Raw genomic sequence first — 17759 nt, 5'->3', positions numbered from 1 at the left:
AAAAAGCATAACCTAAGGCTTAGGTTGGACATAAAAATTAACTATGCATGCAAATTAATTTATGACTACATATGCTTCAAAACAATTAAATTTTGGAGTACAAATGAAAAAACTACTGTTTATTGCACTTTTATGTGTAAGTTCACTTTTTGCAAAAGATTTTGCATTTACGGCGATTCCTGACCAGGATGAAACTAAATTAAAAGAGAGATTCTCTTTACTAGCTGATTATTTATCAAAAGAATTAGGTGTTAACGCGAAATTTATTCCTGTTAAATCATACTCTGCATCAATTGCAGCATTTAGAAACAACCAAGTGCAATTAGCATGGTTTGGTGGATTATCTGGTGTTAGAGCAAGACTTATTGTTCCAAATGCAGTTGCAATCGCACAAGGTGTTGAAGACCCTAACTTCCACTCATTCTTAATCGCAAATACATCAACTGGTTTAGAAAAATCACGAGAAATTCCAGCAGGTGTAGAAGGTAAAACATTTACTTTTGGTTCAAAAGGTTCTACTTCTGGTAGATTAATGCCAGAATATTTTATTAGACAAGCATTTAACAAAGCTCCTAATGAGATTTTTGAAAAAGTTGGATTCTCTGGAAATCACTCAAAAACTATTGCATTAGTTCAAAGTGGTGCTTATGAAGTTGGTGCAGTTAACTATAAAGTATGGAAAAAAGAGTTAGCAGCTGGTAAAATTGATACTTCTAAAGTAAAAATTATTTATCAAACACCAGGTTACCCTGATTATAACTTCACTGCAAGAGGTGATTTAGATGCAACTTATGGTGAAGGATTTACTAAAAAATTACAAGCTGCATTAATTGCTATTAAAGATGAAAAAATCTTAAACTCTTTCCCTAGAAGTGGATTTATCAAAGCTGAAAACAAAGACTTTGATGCAATCTTAGAAACTGGAAGAAAAATAGGGATTATTGACTAATATGGCATTTAATCTTGTTAATGAATCAATATTCTATGATGATTTCAAAGCAATTGACTCTTTAACACTAAATATCCAAAAGGGCGAAAAGGTAGCCCTTTTGGGTAAAAGTGGAAGTGGAAAGTCGACATTATTAAAAAGAATGTTTGAATTACAAAAAGAGTTTTCTTCTTATATCCCTCAAGAGTTAGGTTTAGTAAATAACCTATCAGTTTTTCATAATGTATATATTTCAAAACTTGATACTAACTCTTTATTTTATAATATTAGAAATTTTATTATTCCATGTAAAAAACAAGTAAGTGGAATTTCTAATATTCTAAAAGGTTTATTACTTGATGATAAACTATTTACAAAGTCTTTAAACCTTTCTGGTGGTCAGAGACAAAGAGTGGCAATTGCAAGAGCAATGTATGGACAAAGTGAAATCTTACTTGCAGATGAACCAGTTTCAGCTTTAGATGAGTTTTTATCAAAAAAAGTTATTGAAAAACTTAACTCTTCTTTTGAAACAGTAGTTTGTACAATGCATAATGTTGATTTAGCAATAGAAAACTTTGATAGAGTAATAGGTTTAAAAGATGGGGAAGTATTAGTAGACAAACACTCTTCAGAACTTACACAAGAAGATAGAAACAGACTTTACCATGCTACAAAGTAAGAGTTTAAATGTATCAGTTATATTTTTAGCTGTTGCAGTTGTATCATTTATATTTGCTGACTTTTCAATCTCAACTTTAGAACCTTTTTTAGAGTTAAAAAGATTTTCACTTGCACTATTTGAGATAAATGTTTTAGAAGTTCCAAAACTAATTCCAGCTCTTTTTACTACGATTTCTATTGCGGTTGTTGCAATGCTTGTATCTTCAATCATTGGATTTTTTTTAGCCCTTATTTTTGAAAACTTTTTTGTAAGAACTACATTAGCTTTTACAAGAGCTATTCATGAACTTTTTTGGGCTTTGATTTTTTTACAAATCTTTGGTTTAAATACTTTAACTGCACTTTTAGCAATTATCTTGCCTTATAGTGCAATTTTGGCAAAAGTCTATGCGGAGATTTTACAAGAGCATGATACTTTTCCAAATGAATTAAAAGGAAAATCAAAAGTATCCTATTATCTTTATACAAAAATACCTGATGCTTTTCCCCACCTTGTAGCATATACTTATTATAGGTTTGAGTGTGCTTTAAGATCAACTGCTATTTTAGGTTTTGTAGGAATTACTACTTTAGGTTATTATCTATCTTCTTCTTTTATGCAAGGTTATTATAATGAAGTATGGTTACTTTTAATTATGTTTTATATAATCATTGCAACTATTAGATGGTGGGTAAATAAATATACTGTTATTCCTGTAGTTGTATCATCTTTATTTTATCTTGATGATTTTGGAACAGTTAGTTTTGATAACTTTATTAGGTTTATTACAAGTGATATAGTTCCTCATCCTATAAGAACAGATAAACCTTTTTCAGAAGTGATTGCTTGGTTTGAATCTATTTTTAAAGAGGAGATTTTAATTGGAGTTTTTAATACAATTTTATTAACTCAGATTTCTTTGGTTTTAACAGCTTTTTTAGCTCTTGCAACTTTTCCTTTAGTTTCAAAGAAGTTTACAAACAAGTTTGCACGAACTCTTTCTCATGTATTTTTAGTAGTTTTAAGGTCAACTCCTGAGTATATCTTAGCATATCTATTTTTACAGATTTTTGGACCATCTATGCTTCCTGCTGCACTTGCACTTATGCTTCATAATGGAGCGATAATAGGTTTTCTTATGGGACAACAAACAGATGAAATAGACTTTAGACTTGATGTAACAAAAAAGAAAAATGAACTTTACTTATATGAAGTATTACCAAGAATCTATTCTCAATTTTTAGCTTTCCTTTTCTACAGATGGGAAATAATTATGAGAGAATCAGCTATCTTAGGGATATTAGGAGTTGCTACTTTAGGTTTCTTTATTGATTCTGCAATTGCTGATTTTAGACTTGATAAGATGATGTTATTATTAATAGTAACAGCTATTTTAAATATCTGTATTGATTTGATTTCTAAAAAGAGTAGGGACTATTTAAAAGTAGAAAAGAGTATTACCTCTTGTGGATGTGATTTAAAATAAAAGAAGAGATATCTTCTTTTATTCTATTAGATAATAATTTCATTTAAAGCAGTATCTCTAACTTTTTGAATTTTAAATGTTGCATTAGCAACTTTTCTTGCAGTATCTTCACCATATTTTTCAATAACAGCTTCAATACTATTTAACTCTTTTCTTGAGAAAAGTGATTTATCAAACTCTTCTTCCATCTTTATAAATTTTAATTCTATAAATTTATCTTTTGTAAGAACTTCAATATCTAAATAGTCAAGTAACTCTTGAATAATATATAATCTCTCATCTTCTTCATCTAGGTCTTCACTATTTGCAATAATCTCAAAAATCTCACCAATAACAACTGGTTCAGGATTTCTTTTATCTTTTATATAGTCTTCATTAAATATTTTTTCACCAGTTTTCTTTTGGTTCTCAAAATCCATTAAAAAAAGTAGAATAGCTACCTTTCTGTCATTTAGATGTTTTACATCTTTTTCAAGCATATATAAAATTGCATTTGCAATCTTTGTAATATCAATTTTCAATTTTTTCCTTTTAGATTATGTCTAATGCTTTTTCATTAAACTTATATGTTTTATGTGCTACTTTTGTAAGAATATCTTTTGCTGCTAAATCTTTAAAAAGTTTTATAAGTGTTGGTTTCGAAATAGAGATTTCATTCATAATATCACTATATGATGAGTGAAGAAGATTTTCTTTATCTAAGTTTCCAACAATATATTTTACTACATCAACTTGTTTACTGTCTGTGATAGCAGAAATTGTTTTAATAATATTTGAGTTCTTTTCTATCTCTTGTGATTGAATGATTGGAAAAAGAACATCATGTAAAGTATTTAATAACTCTTTGATATTTATAGGTTTTACAATATAGTTCTCTACTTTTAGCTTAATAGCATCTAGTAGGTACTTTGTATCAGTGTGAGCTGTTGTTAAAATAGCTGGAATATTAATATGTTCATTCTCTTTTAGACTTCGTAAGAAATCTATTCCATTTTCATTTTCTAATAAAATATCAGAAATAATAACATCTACTTTTTTTGTATCAAGTATTTGTAAAGCTTCTTTTGATGTATTCACTGCATAAACATTTGCAACAAAATCATCAAGTATATCTTTTGTATGAGTTAATAGGGATTTGTCATCTTCTAAATAAAGAATATTAAACTTATTTAAAATATTTAGGTCTCTTTCTGACATTAGTTTGTTCCTTCTATTTGTTTGTCAATTGGTATATCTATAATAAATAATGCACCATGCTCTAAATTGTATCCGTCTATTTTATTAAAAACATTCTTACATTTTATATTACCATTCATATGTCTTTCAATAATTTGCTTTGACATATAAAGTCCAATACCAGTTCCTGCACTTTTATATTTAGTAGTATAGTATGGTTCAAAGATTTGAGGAAGGATATTTTCGTCAATTCCTTCACCATTATCATAGATATTTATTCTAGCATGACCTTTGTGTTCTTTGATGATAATTTTAATATATCTATCTTTTTTTAGATTTTTAAGGGCATCTTTTGAATTAGAGATTATATTTAAAAATACATGAGATAACTCATTATAAAAGCCATAAATTTTTAAATCTTTTTCAACTATTAGTCTTAGGTTGATATTATCTCTTTCTAAAATATACTTTGATAGCTCAATTGAGTGTTCAACACACTCTTTTAAACTAAATGAAGACTTGTCTTTATTTGGGCTAAAGAAGTTTTGAAAATCTTCTAGTGTGTTTGACATATTTTCAGCAAGAAGTATTGCATCATTTGTTTTTTGTTCAACAAACTCAAAAGATAGTTTTCCAAGTTCCATCTTTGTTTGGAAGGATTGAATAATCATCATTAAAGAACCTAAAGGTTGTCTCCATTGATGGGCAATATTTCCAAGCATCTCTCCAAGAGAAGCAAGCTTTGATTGCTGGAACATGATTAAATCTTTTTTTCTAGAGTTTGCTACTTCTTTTTGAATTTTGATTTCAAGATAGTCATTAAGCTCTTGTAACTCTTTTGTTTTTTCATCAACTGCATCTTCAAGTCTAAAGTGAAGTTTTCTAAAGTTGTTGATTAGTAAAATTGATAAAATAATTGAGAATAAAAACACAAATACAATAGAGACATTTAATACAGTTGTTAAAGTACTAAAAGTTTTTAATGTTTCTCTTCTTTCACTAATTGCTAGGTTTAGGTCATAGTTAGAAAGATTTGTAATATAAATATTAATTGAATTAATCTCAAAATAGATTTCATTGATTAGCTCTGAGGTTTCTTGTGATTGACCTTCTTCTAAAAGTTTTACTGCTCTTTGGATTTTTCTATGTAACTCTAAAATCTTATTATTTATATTTGAAATAATACTATCTTGTAAAATTTGACTACTAGAGTGATAAGTTACTCCAAATAGCTCATTAATTTTTCTAGTAACATAAGACTTTTTAAAGTTCGCATCTTTTGAAGTCTTTAGATAACTATCCCAGTTTTTATTAATAAGTTGTTGTCCTAAAAGGATTATCTCTTTCGATTGTTTTATAGTGATATTGTTTTTTTGAATATCATATAAAGTGTCATAGATATTTATTTTGTAAGTATCTTTGATTTTTTCTAGTTTGATAATAGGTTTAGTTCTTTTTTCAAAAAGGATATCAAAGTCATTTTTTAAAGTATAAATTGATATTTGAGAAAGAATAATAATAGAAATCATTCCACCTGTGATAATAAATATTAAAATAGAAGTTTTATAAGAAAAGGGTAAATCGTCGAAATAAGACCAAACTTTTTTAATCATATTTTATCTCTTTGAAGTTATTGTTTTTATATTCATATAAATATACTTTATTTAAAAGCTGATGGTTTTTATATTTAAGTTTTATACCTTCTAATGTATTAGTAGGTAGGTTTTTAATTGCTTTTAAAAACTTAGCTTGTGTTATATCTCCATCAATTTGTCTTATTGCTTCAACTGTTGTTTTAGCTGCAAGGAAAGCTTCTAAAGAGATAAAACCTAATGGCTCTTTAGGAAAATACTTTTTCATTATGTTTCTATACTCTGCTACTATTCTGATTCTATTATCATAATATGGTGGAACAACTTGTGAAAAAAGAATATTTGATGTTGAATCATTAAGTTCATTTACCATTTCATTTGCATCACCAAATGAGATATTGCAGAAAATTGTATCTTTAAAACTTTTATCTTCTTTTGCTTTTTTTATAAAATGAGCATTTGCTTCGTATGCTCCAATCATAATTATTGCTTCAGGATTATGAGATTTGATTTCTAAAAAGGCATGTCTTATTGAAAGAGTGTTTCTTTTATACATTCCTTCACCTTCAATATTTAACCTTTTATTACTAAGGGATTTAATTAGGGATACATAACCTTCTTCACCAAAGGTATCATTTTGATAGAAAACTGCAAATCTTTTAATACCTTTTTTATCATGTAGATATGTGACAATTTGATCTATCTCTTCTTGATAAGAGCTTCTAAAGTTTATAAAACTTGAAAGTTGTTCATTTCTTAAAAATGAAGCGCCTGTAAATGGAGCAATAAATGGGATCTCTAGTTTTGTTAGTTCTGGTAAGATGTTTTTTACTGTAGGAGTTCCCACTAAACCAAAAAGTGCAAAAAGCCTATTGCTGTCAATTAGTTTACTTAAGTTCTCTTTTGTAAGTTCAGGTTCATATTTATCATCATACCAAAGAAGCTTGATTTTTTTGTTATCAGGAAGAAGTCCAATTTCATTTGCGTAGTTAAAATATGCATTGGCACCAACATAAACATTGTGTCCCATGGCTTTCATAATACCAGTTTTAGGAAGTGAGGTTCCTAAATATAAAGTATCTTCATTAAACTCATTTCTATTTAGTTTTATATAACTTAAAACAAATATTAAAGTAAATATAAAAATATATTTTATCAAATAAAATCCTATGTTTTTTTAAGATTATAGCATAATAGTCAAACTTTTTTTACCAAAAAGTAACAGTTTCCTAACAAATGGTAAACTATATTTAACTATTTAAGTTTCATATAAGTTTTAAGTTAATAGAATAAAGTAAAATATTTTTTACCAAAAGGCATAGGTTATGCAGGAATTTATATATTATAACAAAGATGGAATAGATTTTCCATTACCTGAAACTATTTTAGTAACTCAAAGTTTAACAGATATCCCTCAAAATGAATATATTGTTTCTAATACAAAAGGTACACAAGCTGAACTTGTTGCCGATGAAATAGACTTTTATATCAAAAACTCACAAGACTCTTTAGCAAGTAAAATTAAAAATGTAGAAAAGCTTTATGAAATAAATGCTACTAAATTTGATTTTGCAAGAGATATGCTTTTCAAAGAAGAAGTTAATAATACTGTTTTACTTATTTGCGATAATGAACAAAAAAGTGAAGTTTTAAGATCAATGGTTCCTGATGAATTTGATCTTTTTCATGTAACTGAAGATATTGTTAAAGATTTAGAAGGACAAATTGGAAACTTTACTGCAACTGTAGCAGATGGTGAAAAAGATGTTGATTTAAATATTAGTCAAGTTATTTGGTACAACCAAAAAGATATTGCCTGTAAATATTCAGGAATCTTTGACCCTGTAGAAGAGGGATTAGATGACGTATTAGCTCAGATTAGAACAAACATCTCTAATTTTGAATATAGAAAAGTAATAGCTTATGATTCTTCAATTTGTCAATACCATGAAAGAAGAGAAGAAGTTTGTGGAAGATGTGAAGGTGTTTGTCCAACAAATGCTATTACAAAAATTGATGAAGTAAAACATTTAGAGTTTTCTCATGTAGATTGTACTAATTGTGGAGAGTGTTTTTCTGTTTGTCCATCAGGTTCATTAGAGTACACACCTCAAGGAAAAGAATCTATTTACAATGTAAGTACTTTCTATAAAGATACTCATCCTTTAGTTGTACCGTCAAAAATGAACCTAAAAAGTTTAGAGATAGAAGTAAAAGAGAATGTACTTCCTTTTGTTTTAGATACAGCACTATTTTTAGATGAAAGTTCTTTATTAACTATTACTCAAATGTCTGGTTCTCAAGTAGTAATTTATAATGATTACTTCTCAGACTCTATTAAGAACTCTATTCAAATTATAAACGATGTTTATCAAGCAAAATATAAAAAAGATGCAATTTTAACAGCTTCTACAGAAGATGAATTAAAAGAAAAACTAGAAGAAGTTTCTTTTATTGAAAACTCATACGTAAATTATAATCAACAAGGGCAAAGAAAAAGAGAAGTATTTGCAAGTAGATTAGAAAAGCTTGTTGGTGACCAAGACTATGGAACAGTAAAAACTGGTGAAGTTGTTCATTATGGAAAAGTAAAAATCAACGAAGCTAACTGTACTTTATGTTTATCATGTGTTGGGGCATGTAATGTTAATGCTTTAGTAGCAAATGCAGAAGATAATACATTAAGATTAAATTCATCAATTTGTACAGCATGTGGATATTGTGAGTCTTCATGTCCAGAAGCTGATTGTTTAACAATTGAAAGAGATGTAATTGAATTAAAACCAACATGGTTTAAAGAAGAAGTATTAGCACAAGATACACTTTTTGCATGTGTTGAGTGTGGTAAAGAGTTTGCTACAACTAAAGCAGTTGAAAAGATTGCAAATATGATGGGACCAATTTTTGCTTCAAACCCAGTAAAACAAAGAACACTTTATTGTTGTGAAGATTGTAAAGCAAAACTAATGATTAAACAAGGATTATTAAATGCATAGTAAAGAAATAGATAAAGCAAGACAGTTTATTTATAACGTTTTAGCAATGATTTTTTTAGAAGACCAAGTAAAAGATAATCAAGCACAAATACTTGAAAGTCTAAAGCTTTTATCTGAAAATCCATTTGATACTGATTTTGCAGAGTCTGTAAATAGTATTATCAAAGAGTTAGAATCATATGAAAAAGATGAGTTTTATGTTCAATATCAACAACTATTTTTAGTTCCATTTGGAAATTCAGTTTCATTAAGTGCTTCTTGGCACTATGATGAAAGAGAAGCTGGACTAATGCTTTTAAAGGTTAGAGATATTTTAGGAAAAACTAAAATTAGAAAAGATGAAAAAGCCTTTACAGCACCAGAAGATAACTTTGGATTTATCTTTACACTTTGTGCTTATTTAATTGAGCAACAAGTAGAAGGTGAGATTAAAGAAAATTTACAAAAAGAGTTATTTAAAGAAGTAATTAATCCATTCGTTGAGAAGTTTTCATTCCAACTTGTATCAAGTGGCTCTGATGTTTATTCTCATGTAGGTTCTTTACTAAATATTTTCTTCAATTTTGAAAGATCATATTTAGAAATTGAAAAAGTAGCATAGGTTAAGGGAGTGAAACTCCCTCTAAGAACTTAAAGAGTTTTTAGAGGGTTTTTCACCCACTAATAAAATAAGGAGTTTAATATGGCTGATGAGTTAACTCAAAGAAGAGGCTTTATTAAAAGAGCAGGAATTGCAGCTACTGTTTTAGCTGGTTCTGTTGTAGCAACTGCTGCGACTTCTGAAAATAAAGACAGAGGAGAAGGAAGCAACGTTGGTAATGGTGTTGTAACTGGAACTTCTAACAAGAAAGAGATTCTGTATAAAAAGACTGCGGCTTGGAGCGAATTTTATAACGCTGCAAAATAATTAGATAGGAGAAGAAGATGAATATGCTTAAAAGCTTTGGAAGAAGAAGCTTCTTAAAGATGGCTTCACTTGCAACTGCTGTTACAGCAACTTCTGCCTTTGCTAGTACTAAGACAGTACTAAGAGATGCGACTGAGGATGAGATTAAAAATCCATTCCCAGGTTCAAAACTTGTAAAAACAGTTTGTACGCATTGCTCGGTAGGATGTGGTGTAATTGCTGAAGTTCAAAATGGTGTATGGGTTAGACAAGAGGTAGCTCAAGACCACCCGATTAGTCACGGGGGACATTGTTGTAAAGGTGCTGATATGATTGATAAAATCAGAGCAACTAACAGACTACAATATCCAATTGAAAAAGTAAATGGTGCTTGGAAAAGATTAAAATGGGATGATGCTATGAGCAAAGTCTCTGATAAACTTATGGAGCTTAGAGAGAAATATGGTCCTGATTCAGTTCAGTTTTTAGGATCTGCAAAGGTAAGTAATGAGCAAGCTTTCTATATTAGAAAATTTGCTGCTATGTTTGGAACGAATAACATAGATCACCAAGCTAGAATTTGACATAGTCCAACAGTTGCCGGTGTGGCAAATACATGGGGTTATGGTGCTATGACAAATCATATTGGTGATATGCAAAATTCAAAAGCAATCATTATTTTCGGAGCTAATCCAGCTTCTAACCACCCGATTTCTATGCAACATATTTTAAAAGCAAAAGAACAAAACGGGGCAAAAATTATTGTTGTTGATCCAAGATATACTAAAACTGCTGCTAAGTCTGATATCTATTGTAGAATTAGAACTGGTACAGATATCGCATTTATGTATGGTATGATTAGACTAATCAAGAAAAATGGTTGGTTTGACAAGTCATTCATTAACGATAGAGTTTATGGTATGGAAGAAATCTTCGAAGAGTGTGAGAAGTTTACTCCTGAACACGTAGAAGATGTTACTGGATGTCCAAAAGAAGTATTAATTCAAGCTACTACTGCATATGCAGCGGCTGATCCAGGTGCTTTAATTTGGAATCAAGGATGGACACAACATACTATCGGTTCTTCAAACACAAGATTAGGTTCTATTTTACAATTAGTACTTGGTAACATGGGTAAACCAGGTGGTGGATGTAACATTCTTAGAGGTCATGATAACGTACAAGGTTCTACTGACTTAGGTTGTTTATCACACACATTACCAGGATATTATGGTATTAAAGAAGGTTCTTGGAAATACTTCTCTAAACAGTGGAATGTAGATTACGACTGGTTAAGAGGAAGATTCAAATCTAAAGAAATGATGGAAAAACCAGGATACAGTTTATCTTTATGGATCCATGGTGTAAATGAAAAAGAGAACGAAGCTAACAATGGTGGAGCTCCTTTAAAAGCACTAGTTTGTATCGGTAATGGTATTTCTACAATTACTCAAACGCACAAAGTAAAAGAAGCATTAGACAACTTAGACTTAGTTGTATTTATTGATCCTTATGTAAATGATGCAGCAGTTATCACTACAAGAAATGATAACATGTTCTTATTACCAGCAGCTTCACAAGTTGAAACTGAAGGTACAGTTGTAAATACTGCAAGAACTGCACAATGGAGATATAAAGTTGTAGATCCTTTATATGAAGCAAGAACAGACCACGATATCTTATTCGATTTCGCTAAGAGAATGGGATTCTATAAAGAGTTTATTGCTGGTATGGGTAAAGGTGAAAACTTTAAATGGCCAGAAGATGCTACTAATGAGATTGCAAGAAGTTTAAAAACTATTGGTTTCCAAGGTAGAACAGCAGAAAGAATTAAAAAGCATACTGATAATTGGCACTTATTTAACTCTACTTCATTAAAAGGTAAAGGACCAGTTTCTAAAGAATATTACGGTTTACCATGGCCTTGTTGGGATGAAAAACACCCTGGAAGTCCAGTATTATATAACGTAAACTTACCAGTATCACAAGGTGGTATGGGATTCAGAGCTAGATTTGGTACTGAAAGAAATGGAAAGAGTTTATTAGCAGCTAATGGTGTTGCTCCAGTTGGTTCTAAAGTTAAAGGTGGTTATGCAGAAATCACTTATAAAAACATTGAAGAATTAGCAGGTGTTAAATTAACTGATGAAGAGAAAAAAGCAGTTGAAGGTACAAACTGGAAAACTGATGATAGTGGTATCCTAGTAAAATATGCACTTCAAGCTGGACTTGCTCCATATGGAAATGCTAGAGCTAGAACTATTGTATGGAACTTTAGAGATAATATTCCTAAGCATAGAGAGCCATTACACTCATTTAGACCTGATTTAGTTAAAAAATATCCAGCAGTTGACGATATTAAGAGTCACTATAGAACAAATGTTAGATATAAATCTGAGCAAAATGCACAAGTATGGGTAAATGATTATCCAGTGAATATTGTATCAGGTAGAATTGTTGAGCATATGGGAACTGGTACTGAAACAAGAGCTTCTAAATACTTAGCAGAGCTTGCAGGTGAAATGTACGGTGAAGTACACCCAGAACTAGGTGCAAAACTTGGAATCAAAGATGGTGAAATGATGTGGGTTCATGGAACTGGTGGCGGAAAAATCAAAATTAAATGTGTACACAGTTTAAGAGTAGATGAAAATTCTGTATTCTTACCACAAAACTTCTCTGGTATCTGGAGTGGTGAACACTTAGGTAAGAGATATCCAGCAGCGACTGCACCATATGCATTCGGTGAGAGTTCTAACCAAGTTACAAGTTATGGTTACGATCAACAAACTTCTTGTCCAGAGACTAAATGTTCTCTAGTAAGATTAGAAAGAGCATAGGAGAATAAATATGGGAAAACAACCAGAATTTTCAAGAATGAAATTTTATTGTGATGAAAACCTATGTATTGATTGTAATGGGTGTGTAGTTGCTTGTAAAGAGGCTCATGAAGTTCCTGTTGGTGTAAACAGAAGAAAAGTTATTACAGTAAATGAAGGTGTAGTAGGGAAAGAAATTTCTGTATCTATGGCTTGTATGCACTGTAGTGATGCTCCTTGTCAACAAGTTTGTCCTACTGATTGTTTCTATATCAGAACAGACGGAATTGTATTACATGATAAAGATGTTTGTATCGGTTGTGGTTATTGTTTATTTGCTTGTCCTTTTGGAGCTCCTCAGTTCCCTAAAGACGGTGCATTTGGAACAAAAGGTAAAATGGATAAATGTACTATGTGTGCAGGTGGTCCAGAAGAAACTAACTCTTCAGAAGAGTTCCATAAATACGGTCAAAATAGAATTTCAGAAGGTAAGGTTCCTATGTGTGCTTCAATGTGTTCTACTAAAGCGCTACTTGTTGGTGATGCTGACGAGGTTGCTTTAATTAAAACATATAGAGCTACGCACAAAGGAAAAGGTATCGCAACAGAATCTTATGGATGGTAATATAAATGGACAATAGCTCGTTTTACGAAAGAAATAAGGCATATATTTTAACATTTCTAGGGCTATCATTAGTGGGATTTGTATTTATTGAGTTCCTGATGGTAATTGACTGGAACTACTTTATTAAGTACAAGTTAGCAATCCTATTTACAGGGAACCTGGATGGAGTTTTAACTCCACCAAGTTCTACTTATGAAGCAATGGTTAATAAAGCCTTTGGACCAGGATATGAAGCTTTTGCTCCTGAAATTATCAGAGCAAGTAATGAAAGACAGCTTTTTATTTGGTGGGTATTTGTTGCTGAAATTGCAATTTTTTGTTTTATGTATGTTAAGTACGGTAGAAAAGAAGCTGTTATTACTAAACCAGATGACGAAGTTCAAGTATTCTCACTATTTCAAAGATTTGTGATGATTGCAAATATTTTAATCGTAATTACTCTTATAATTACTGGTTTTAATATTACTTGGGGACTAAGATCTGGCGGTGGTGATATCGCATTTTTCTTAAGAGGATTACATGAAGTTACTGGAATTGCATGGTTTCCAATTTGGCTATTAATGAGTATTATTGCATTTAAAGATGCTAAACTTTTATTCAGAAATAGTTTAACAAACAAGATTATCCTTCCTGGTAAGTATAAGCCTATGAAAAGAATTATTTATTTCTTCTTTGTAATGATGGGTGGAGGTTTACTAGTTAGTGGTTTCTTAATTTGGTTCTTACATCCGGATGCATTCACTCATGGTGAATTTATTCAGTTTAAGAGGTTACTTTTATATATTCACTTTGGTTCATCTGTTATGATTATGTTCTTCATGATGGACTTTGTTTATTCTGTAGGAGTAGCAATAAAAGGAAACTTAAAAGGTATTATTACTGGAAAATATCCAAGAGAACATTTAGAGCAATTAGCACCAGATGTTTTAGCAGATATTGAAGGAAAAGGGAAATAGTATGACTAAGCCATACAGAAGTGAAAACTTCTGCCCTTTTCATACAAACTCTTCACAATACTGTAAAGAAGTGATTATTGATAGAGTCTATGAAGATGGGTCAGAGATTTTAGAAGATTATGTTATTAGAGAAGAAAAAGTAGAGTTTTTTTTAAATGGTGAAAAGTTTTTATCAGTAATGACAATTGCTAAAAACCAAGATGCTCATATTGTTGGATTTTTATTAAGTGAAGCTGTTATAAATAGTGTAGATGATATTCAAACAATCAATGTAAGTGAAGATGGTTTAAAAGTAGAAGTTATTGCAAATGTAAGTGAAGAAGGTTTCCAAAACCTATTCAAAGAGAAAACTTTAACTTCAGGTTGTTGTGTTGGTGTAACAGGAAATGCAGAGAAAACTTTTGATTGTGCCTTTGTAAGTACTGACTATACTGTAAAAGCAAAAGATATTTTAGCTCATATGAAAGAGTTTAATACACCAAGTGAATTATTTGATAATACTGGATGTGTTCATAAAGCAGAATTAGTGCTTGAAGATGGTACAGTATATATTTCAGAAGATATTGGAAGACATAACGCTATTGATAAAGTTATTGGACAAGCTAGTTTAGAAAGAAAAGATGTTAAAAGAGCTGTTCTTTATGCTAGTGGAAGATTATCAATGGAAATGGTTGTAAAATGTGTTATGCATAAAATACCAATTGTTGTATCTAAAGCAGCAGTAACATTCCAAGGTATTAAAAGTGCTAACGAACATGGTATCACTTTAATTGGTTTTGCAAGAAATAAAAAAATGAACCTTTATACTCATACAGGAAGAGTAGATGTCTAGTATAGATGACAATATAAATATACAACTTGATAATACACAAAAAGAGTTACTTCTTACAAACTTAGATGCAGATGGAAGACTATCATGTCTTAAAGCTTTTAAAGTAGCAAGATTAATTGGTAAAAAGCCAAGAGAAATGTCTGCTGTTACAAAGAGTTTAGGAATAAGAATTACTAATTGTGAATTAGGAGTTTTTGGAAAGTTAAAGTTCTTTGATCCAAATATTGAAGTATATAAAAACTTAAAAGAAAGCTACAGTGGAACTAAACAATTAGCATGTAAAGTTCTTTTTGAAGAAGCAAGAAATAGTAGTTTAAAAACTGTTGGTTCTACAGTTAAAAATTCTGACATTGAAGTTACAAATTGTCAGTTAGGTTGTTTTAGAGAAAGAAAGGGTAAGAAAGTTGCCAAAACTAAATAGTCTTCAATATCATAAATTAGAAGATAGTTGTTTAGATGTTTTATCTTTAGATGCACTTACTCCAAATGAGTTTTTTGATAATTTATCAAAAGAGTATAAAGATAACTTTGGTTTTAAAAAGTTTAAAACTTTTTCTTTTTCAAAAGAGGGCTTTTTAGGTCTTTTTTTAGAACTTAGTTCAAATATTGCTGTAAGTTTAGGTGAAAGTAAAGCAGTAATTGATGGTGCAAAACTATATGAAAAGCTTGGATTTAATGTTCATTGGCTTTCTTTAAATAAAGATGGAAAAGTAAATTTATATGATTTAGAAAATAAAAATATAGATTTTCTTTTTTTATCTTCTTATGTAATGGATACTTTTGTTAAGACTTCACTAAAAGAGGTTAAAACTAAAACAAAAGCAAAAATTATCTCAAATGCAACTGCTCATAAAGATACTCTTAGTGATGTGATATACTTTGATTCTTATAAACTTTTTGGGGTATGTTCAGCTTCTGTTTTACTTTTCAATGAAGAAGAGTTTGAACAGCTTTCTATAGGTCAAATTGATACCTTTGCTGTAAAATATACTTTAGATGCAATAAAAAATCAAAACTTTAATCATGACTTGAAACAAGAGTTTTTAGATGAATTAATTGTATTATTCAAAGATGATATCTATTTTTTTGTAGAACCAAGTGAAACACTAGAGTACTCTTTACACTTTGGATTAAAAGGAATAAAAGCAAGGGAATTAATACGAACACTTGCTTTAAATAAGATTTTTATTTCAAATGGAGAAGGGTGCTCTTTAGGACTTTCTAAACCCTCTCAAATAATTCAACAGATGGGTTATGATGAGCTTACTAGTAGAAACTCTATTAGTTTGTCATTTTATAAAACTGATGAAGAGATAGATGTTAAAAAAATAGTAAAAACTATCTATTTAAAATATAGACAAATTAAGGCTTTAAATGAAGAATAAAATATTTATTAGTTTAGAAGAAGCAATCAAAAAAAGTTTAGAGTTAGCAGATGCTTCAACTTTAATTGAATCAATTCCTTTAGAAAAAGCATTAGGAAGAGTTTTATCTAAAGATATTACTTGCATTAAAAACTTACCTGCTTTTAACAACTCTGCAATGGATGGCTTTGCTGTAAAAGCTAGTGATGCAGGAAAAACTTTAACAATAAAAAGTAAAATCTTTGCAGGGGATAAAGGAAGGTCTGCTTCTTTAGCTGAAAATGAATGCTACAAAATAATGACTGGTGCAAAAGTTCCAGATGATGTAGATACTATTATTCCAATTGAGCTTTGTAGTGATGTTAGCGAAACTAAAGTAACAATTCCAAGTGAAATCAAAAAAGGAAATCATCTAAGACTAAAAGGTGAAGAACAAAAAGAAGGAAATAGTTTAATTACAAAGGGTGAAACTATAAACTTCTCTCATATAACTCTTTTAGCTTCACAAGGAATCACAATGGTAGAGGTTATAAAGAAAATCTCTATTGCTGTAATTTCAACTGGAAATGAATTAAAAGAGCCTTGGGAAACATCTGATGATGAAGAGATTTATAACTGTAACTCATATGGAATAATCTCTTTATTAAATCAAAAAGGTTTTGAAGCTTCTTATTGTGGAGTTATTCCTGATAATTTAGAAGAATCCTCAAACTGTATTTCAAATCTTAAAAAATATGATGTAGTTATTTCAACTGGTGGTATCTCTATGGGAGATGCTGATTTTGTTTCACAAGCTTTCAAAGCAAATGGTTTAGAAGTTGCTTTTCATGGAGTTAATATCAAACCTGGAAAACCAATTATGATGGGTAAAATGGATAATACTGTAGTTATCTCTTTACCTGGAAATCCTCTTCCTGCTTTAATTAATACATATCTTTTTATTTTGCCAGTGCTTAGTAAAAAACAAGGAAGTAAAGCCTTTTATCATGATACAACTTTTGCTATGAATACTCAAAGATTTACTGTAAAACAAGGAAAAGTAAATATAGTCCTTGGAAAAGTAGAGAGTGGAAACTTTAAAGTTACAAGGGAAAATAAATACGGTGCTGCTATGATTACAGCACTTTATGAGAGTAATGCTCTACTTGTAACAAATGAAGAAAGAGCTTCTTTAGAAGTAGGAGAAGAAGCACATCTTATAAAGTTTGATAGCAATTTAGTAGAAAAAGAGTCATATATTTTTAACTAATTGACTCAAACCATATCTTAGAAAAAGCAGTTACTGCTTTTTCTATTTCTTCTTCTTTAAATCCACCAAATCCCATCATCAAAGCAAGTGTAAAAATTAAAAGAGCTTTTTAACATTTTGATAAAATATATTAAAATAATAAATATTAAAATAAATTATTATTAATTAAGCTTTTAAATAATAATA

At 29.9% G+C, this 17759-nt stretch carries 17 protein-coding genes; 13 read left to right on the top strand and 4 right to left on the bottom strand.

Translation table 11 applies throughout. The features are described 5' to 3' along the window. The first annotated feature begins 103 nt into the window (after nt 1–103). Genes CRV03_RS11150 through CRV03_RS11140 form a run of 3 tightly spaced genes read left to right on the top strand, consistent with a single transcriptional unit; the run spans nt 104 to nt 3078 of the window. Nucleotides 104–949, top strand: coding sequence for a putative selenate ABC transporter substrate-binding protein (locus CRV03_RS11150; protein WP_129085238.1), 846 nt, complete (start codon nt 104–106; stop codon nt 947–949). Between the two features lies 1 nt (nt 950). Then, nucleotides 951–1610 (top strand): ATP-binding cassette domain-containing protein, encoded by a 660-nt coding sequence (locus CRV03_RS11145; protein WP_129085215.1) that lies wholly within the window; start codon nt 951–953, stop codon nt 1608–1610. Continuing rightward, nucleotides 1597–3078 (top strand): ABC transporter permease, encoded by a 1482-nt coding sequence (locus CRV03_RS11140; RefSeq protein ID WP_129085214.1) that lies wholly within the window; start codon nt 1597–1599, stop codon nt 3076–3078. The genes CRV03_RS11145 and CRV03_RS11140 overlap by 14 nt, the downstream gene beginning before the upstream one ends. Nucleotides 3079–3104: 26 nt before the next feature. On the opposite strand, the gene CRV03_RS11135 is transcribed toward CRV03_RS11140, so the two are convergent. The 4 genes from CRV03_RS11135 to CRV03_RS11120 are packed head-to-tail and all read right to left on the bottom strand — an operon-like array spanning nt 3105 to nt 7005. Then, nucleotides 3105–3599, bottom strand: coding sequence for a type II toxin-antitoxin system antitoxin SocA domain-containing protein (locus tag CRV03_RS11135; protein ID WP_129085213.1), 495 nt, complete (start codon nt 3597–3599; stop codon nt 3105–3107). Nucleotides 3600–3609: 10 nt separating this feature from the next. Then, complete coding sequence (locus CRV03_RS11130; protein ID WP_129085212.1) at nt 3610–4275, bottom strand: response regulator; 666 nt, start codon at nt 4273–4275, stop codon at nt 3610–3612. Beyond that, nucleotides 4275–5867 carry a sensor histidine kinase gene (locus tag CRV03_RS11125; protein WP_258239072.1) on the bottom strand — a complete coding sequence of 531 codons (1593 nt, stop codon included), beginning with the start codon at nt 5865–5867 and terminating at the stop codon, nt 4275–4277. The genes CRV03_RS11130 and CRV03_RS11125 overlap by 1 nt, the downstream gene beginning before the upstream one ends. Next, the gene (locus tag CRV03_RS11120) at nt 5860–7005 is read right to left on the bottom strand and encodes an ABC transporter substrate-binding protein (protein ID WP_129085211.1); all 1146 of its coding nucleotides are present in this window, start codon (nt 7003–7005) and stop codon (nt 5860–5862) included. The genes CRV03_RS11125 and CRV03_RS11120 overlap by 8 nt, the downstream gene beginning before the upstream one ends. Before the next feature lie 166 nt (nt 7006–7171). Here CRV03_RS11120 and CRV03_RS11115 point away from each other — a divergent pair, with 166 nt between their 5' ends. The 10 genes from CRV03_RS11115 to CRV03_RS11070 all read left to right on the top strand — a co-directional run bounded on the left by CRV03_RS11115 (nt 7172) and on the right by CRV03_RS11070 (nt 17573). Beyond that, the gene (locus CRV03_RS11115) at nt 7172–8842 is read left to right on the top strand and encodes a 4Fe-4S dicluster domain-containing protein (protein ID WP_129085210.1); all 1671 of its coding nucleotides are present in this window, start codon (nt 7172–7174) and stop codon (nt 8840–8842) included. After that, complete coding sequence (locus CRV03_RS11110; protein ID WP_129085209.1) at nt 8835–9443, top strand: molecular chaperone; 609 nt, start codon at nt 8835–8837, stop codon at nt 9441–9443. The genes CRV03_RS11115 and CRV03_RS11110 overlap by 8 nt, the downstream gene beginning before the upstream one ends. A gap of 81 nt (nt 9444–9524) precedes the next feature. Next, the gene (locus CRV03_RS11105; RefSeq protein WP_129085208.1) at nt 9525–9749 is read left to right on the top strand and encodes a formate dehydrogenase; all 225 of its coding nucleotides are present in this window, start codon (nt 9525–9527) and stop codon (nt 9747–9749) included. Between the two features lie 17 nt (nt 9750–9766). After that, complete coding sequence (locus CRV03_RS11100; RefSeq protein WP_129085207.1) at nt 9767–12568, top strand: molybdopterin-dependent oxidoreductase; 2802 nt, start codon at nt 9767–9769, stop codon at nt 12566–12568. Between the two features lie 10 nt (nt 12569–12578). Then, complete coding sequence (gene fdh3B, locus CRV03_RS11095; protein WP_129085206.1) at nt 12579–13172, top strand: formate dehydrogenase FDH3 subunit beta; 594 nt, start codon at nt 12579–12581, stop codon at nt 13170–13172. Nucleotides 13173–13177: 5 nt separating this feature from the next. Beyond that, nucleotides 13178–14128 (top strand): cytochrome b/b6 domain-containing protein, encoded by a 951-nt coding sequence (locus CRV03_RS11090; RefSeq protein ID WP_129085205.1) that lies wholly within the window; start codon nt 13178–13180, stop codon nt 14126–14128. Between the two features lies 1 nt (nt 14129). Then, nucleotides 14130–14960, top strand: a complete 831-nt coding sequence (gene fdhD / locus CRV03_RS11085) for a formate dehydrogenase accessory sulfurtransferase FdhD (RefSeq protein WP_129085204.1) — start codon at nt 14130–14132, stop codon at nt 14958–14960. Continuing rightward, nucleotides 14953–15381 carry a ModE family transcriptional regulator gene (locus tag CRV03_RS11080; RefSeq protein WP_129085203.1) on the top strand — a complete coding sequence of 143 codons (429 nt, stop codon included), beginning with the start codon at nt 14953–14955 and terminating at the stop codon, nt 15379–15381. Before fdhD ends, CRV03_RS11080 begins: the two co-directional genes overlap by 8 nt. After that, nucleotides 15365–16345: a cysteine desulfurase gene (locus CRV03_RS11075; protein WP_129085202.1), complete on the top strand. Its 981-nt coding sequence runs from the start codon at nt 15365–15367 to the stop codon at nt 16343–16345. Before CRV03_RS11080 ends, CRV03_RS11075 begins: the two co-directional genes overlap by 17 nt. Next, a complete protein-coding gene (locus tag CRV03_RS11070; protein ID WP_129085201.1) occupies nt 16335–17573 on the top strand; it encodes a molybdopterin molybdotransferase MoeA in 1239 nt (412 codons plus the stop codon). Before CRV03_RS11075 ends, CRV03_RS11070 begins: the two co-directional genes overlap by 11 nt. Nucleotides 17574–17759 lie beyond the last annotated feature (186 nt).

The sequence above is a fragment of the Arcobacter sp. F155 genome (assembly GCF_004116455.1).
Lineage (GTDB): Bacteria > Campylobacterota > Campylobacteria > Campylobacterales > Arcobacteraceae > Halarcobacter.
The sequence above is the reverse complement of the archived record's forward strand: the minus strand, read 5'-3'. Positions and strand labels throughout refer to the sequence as shown.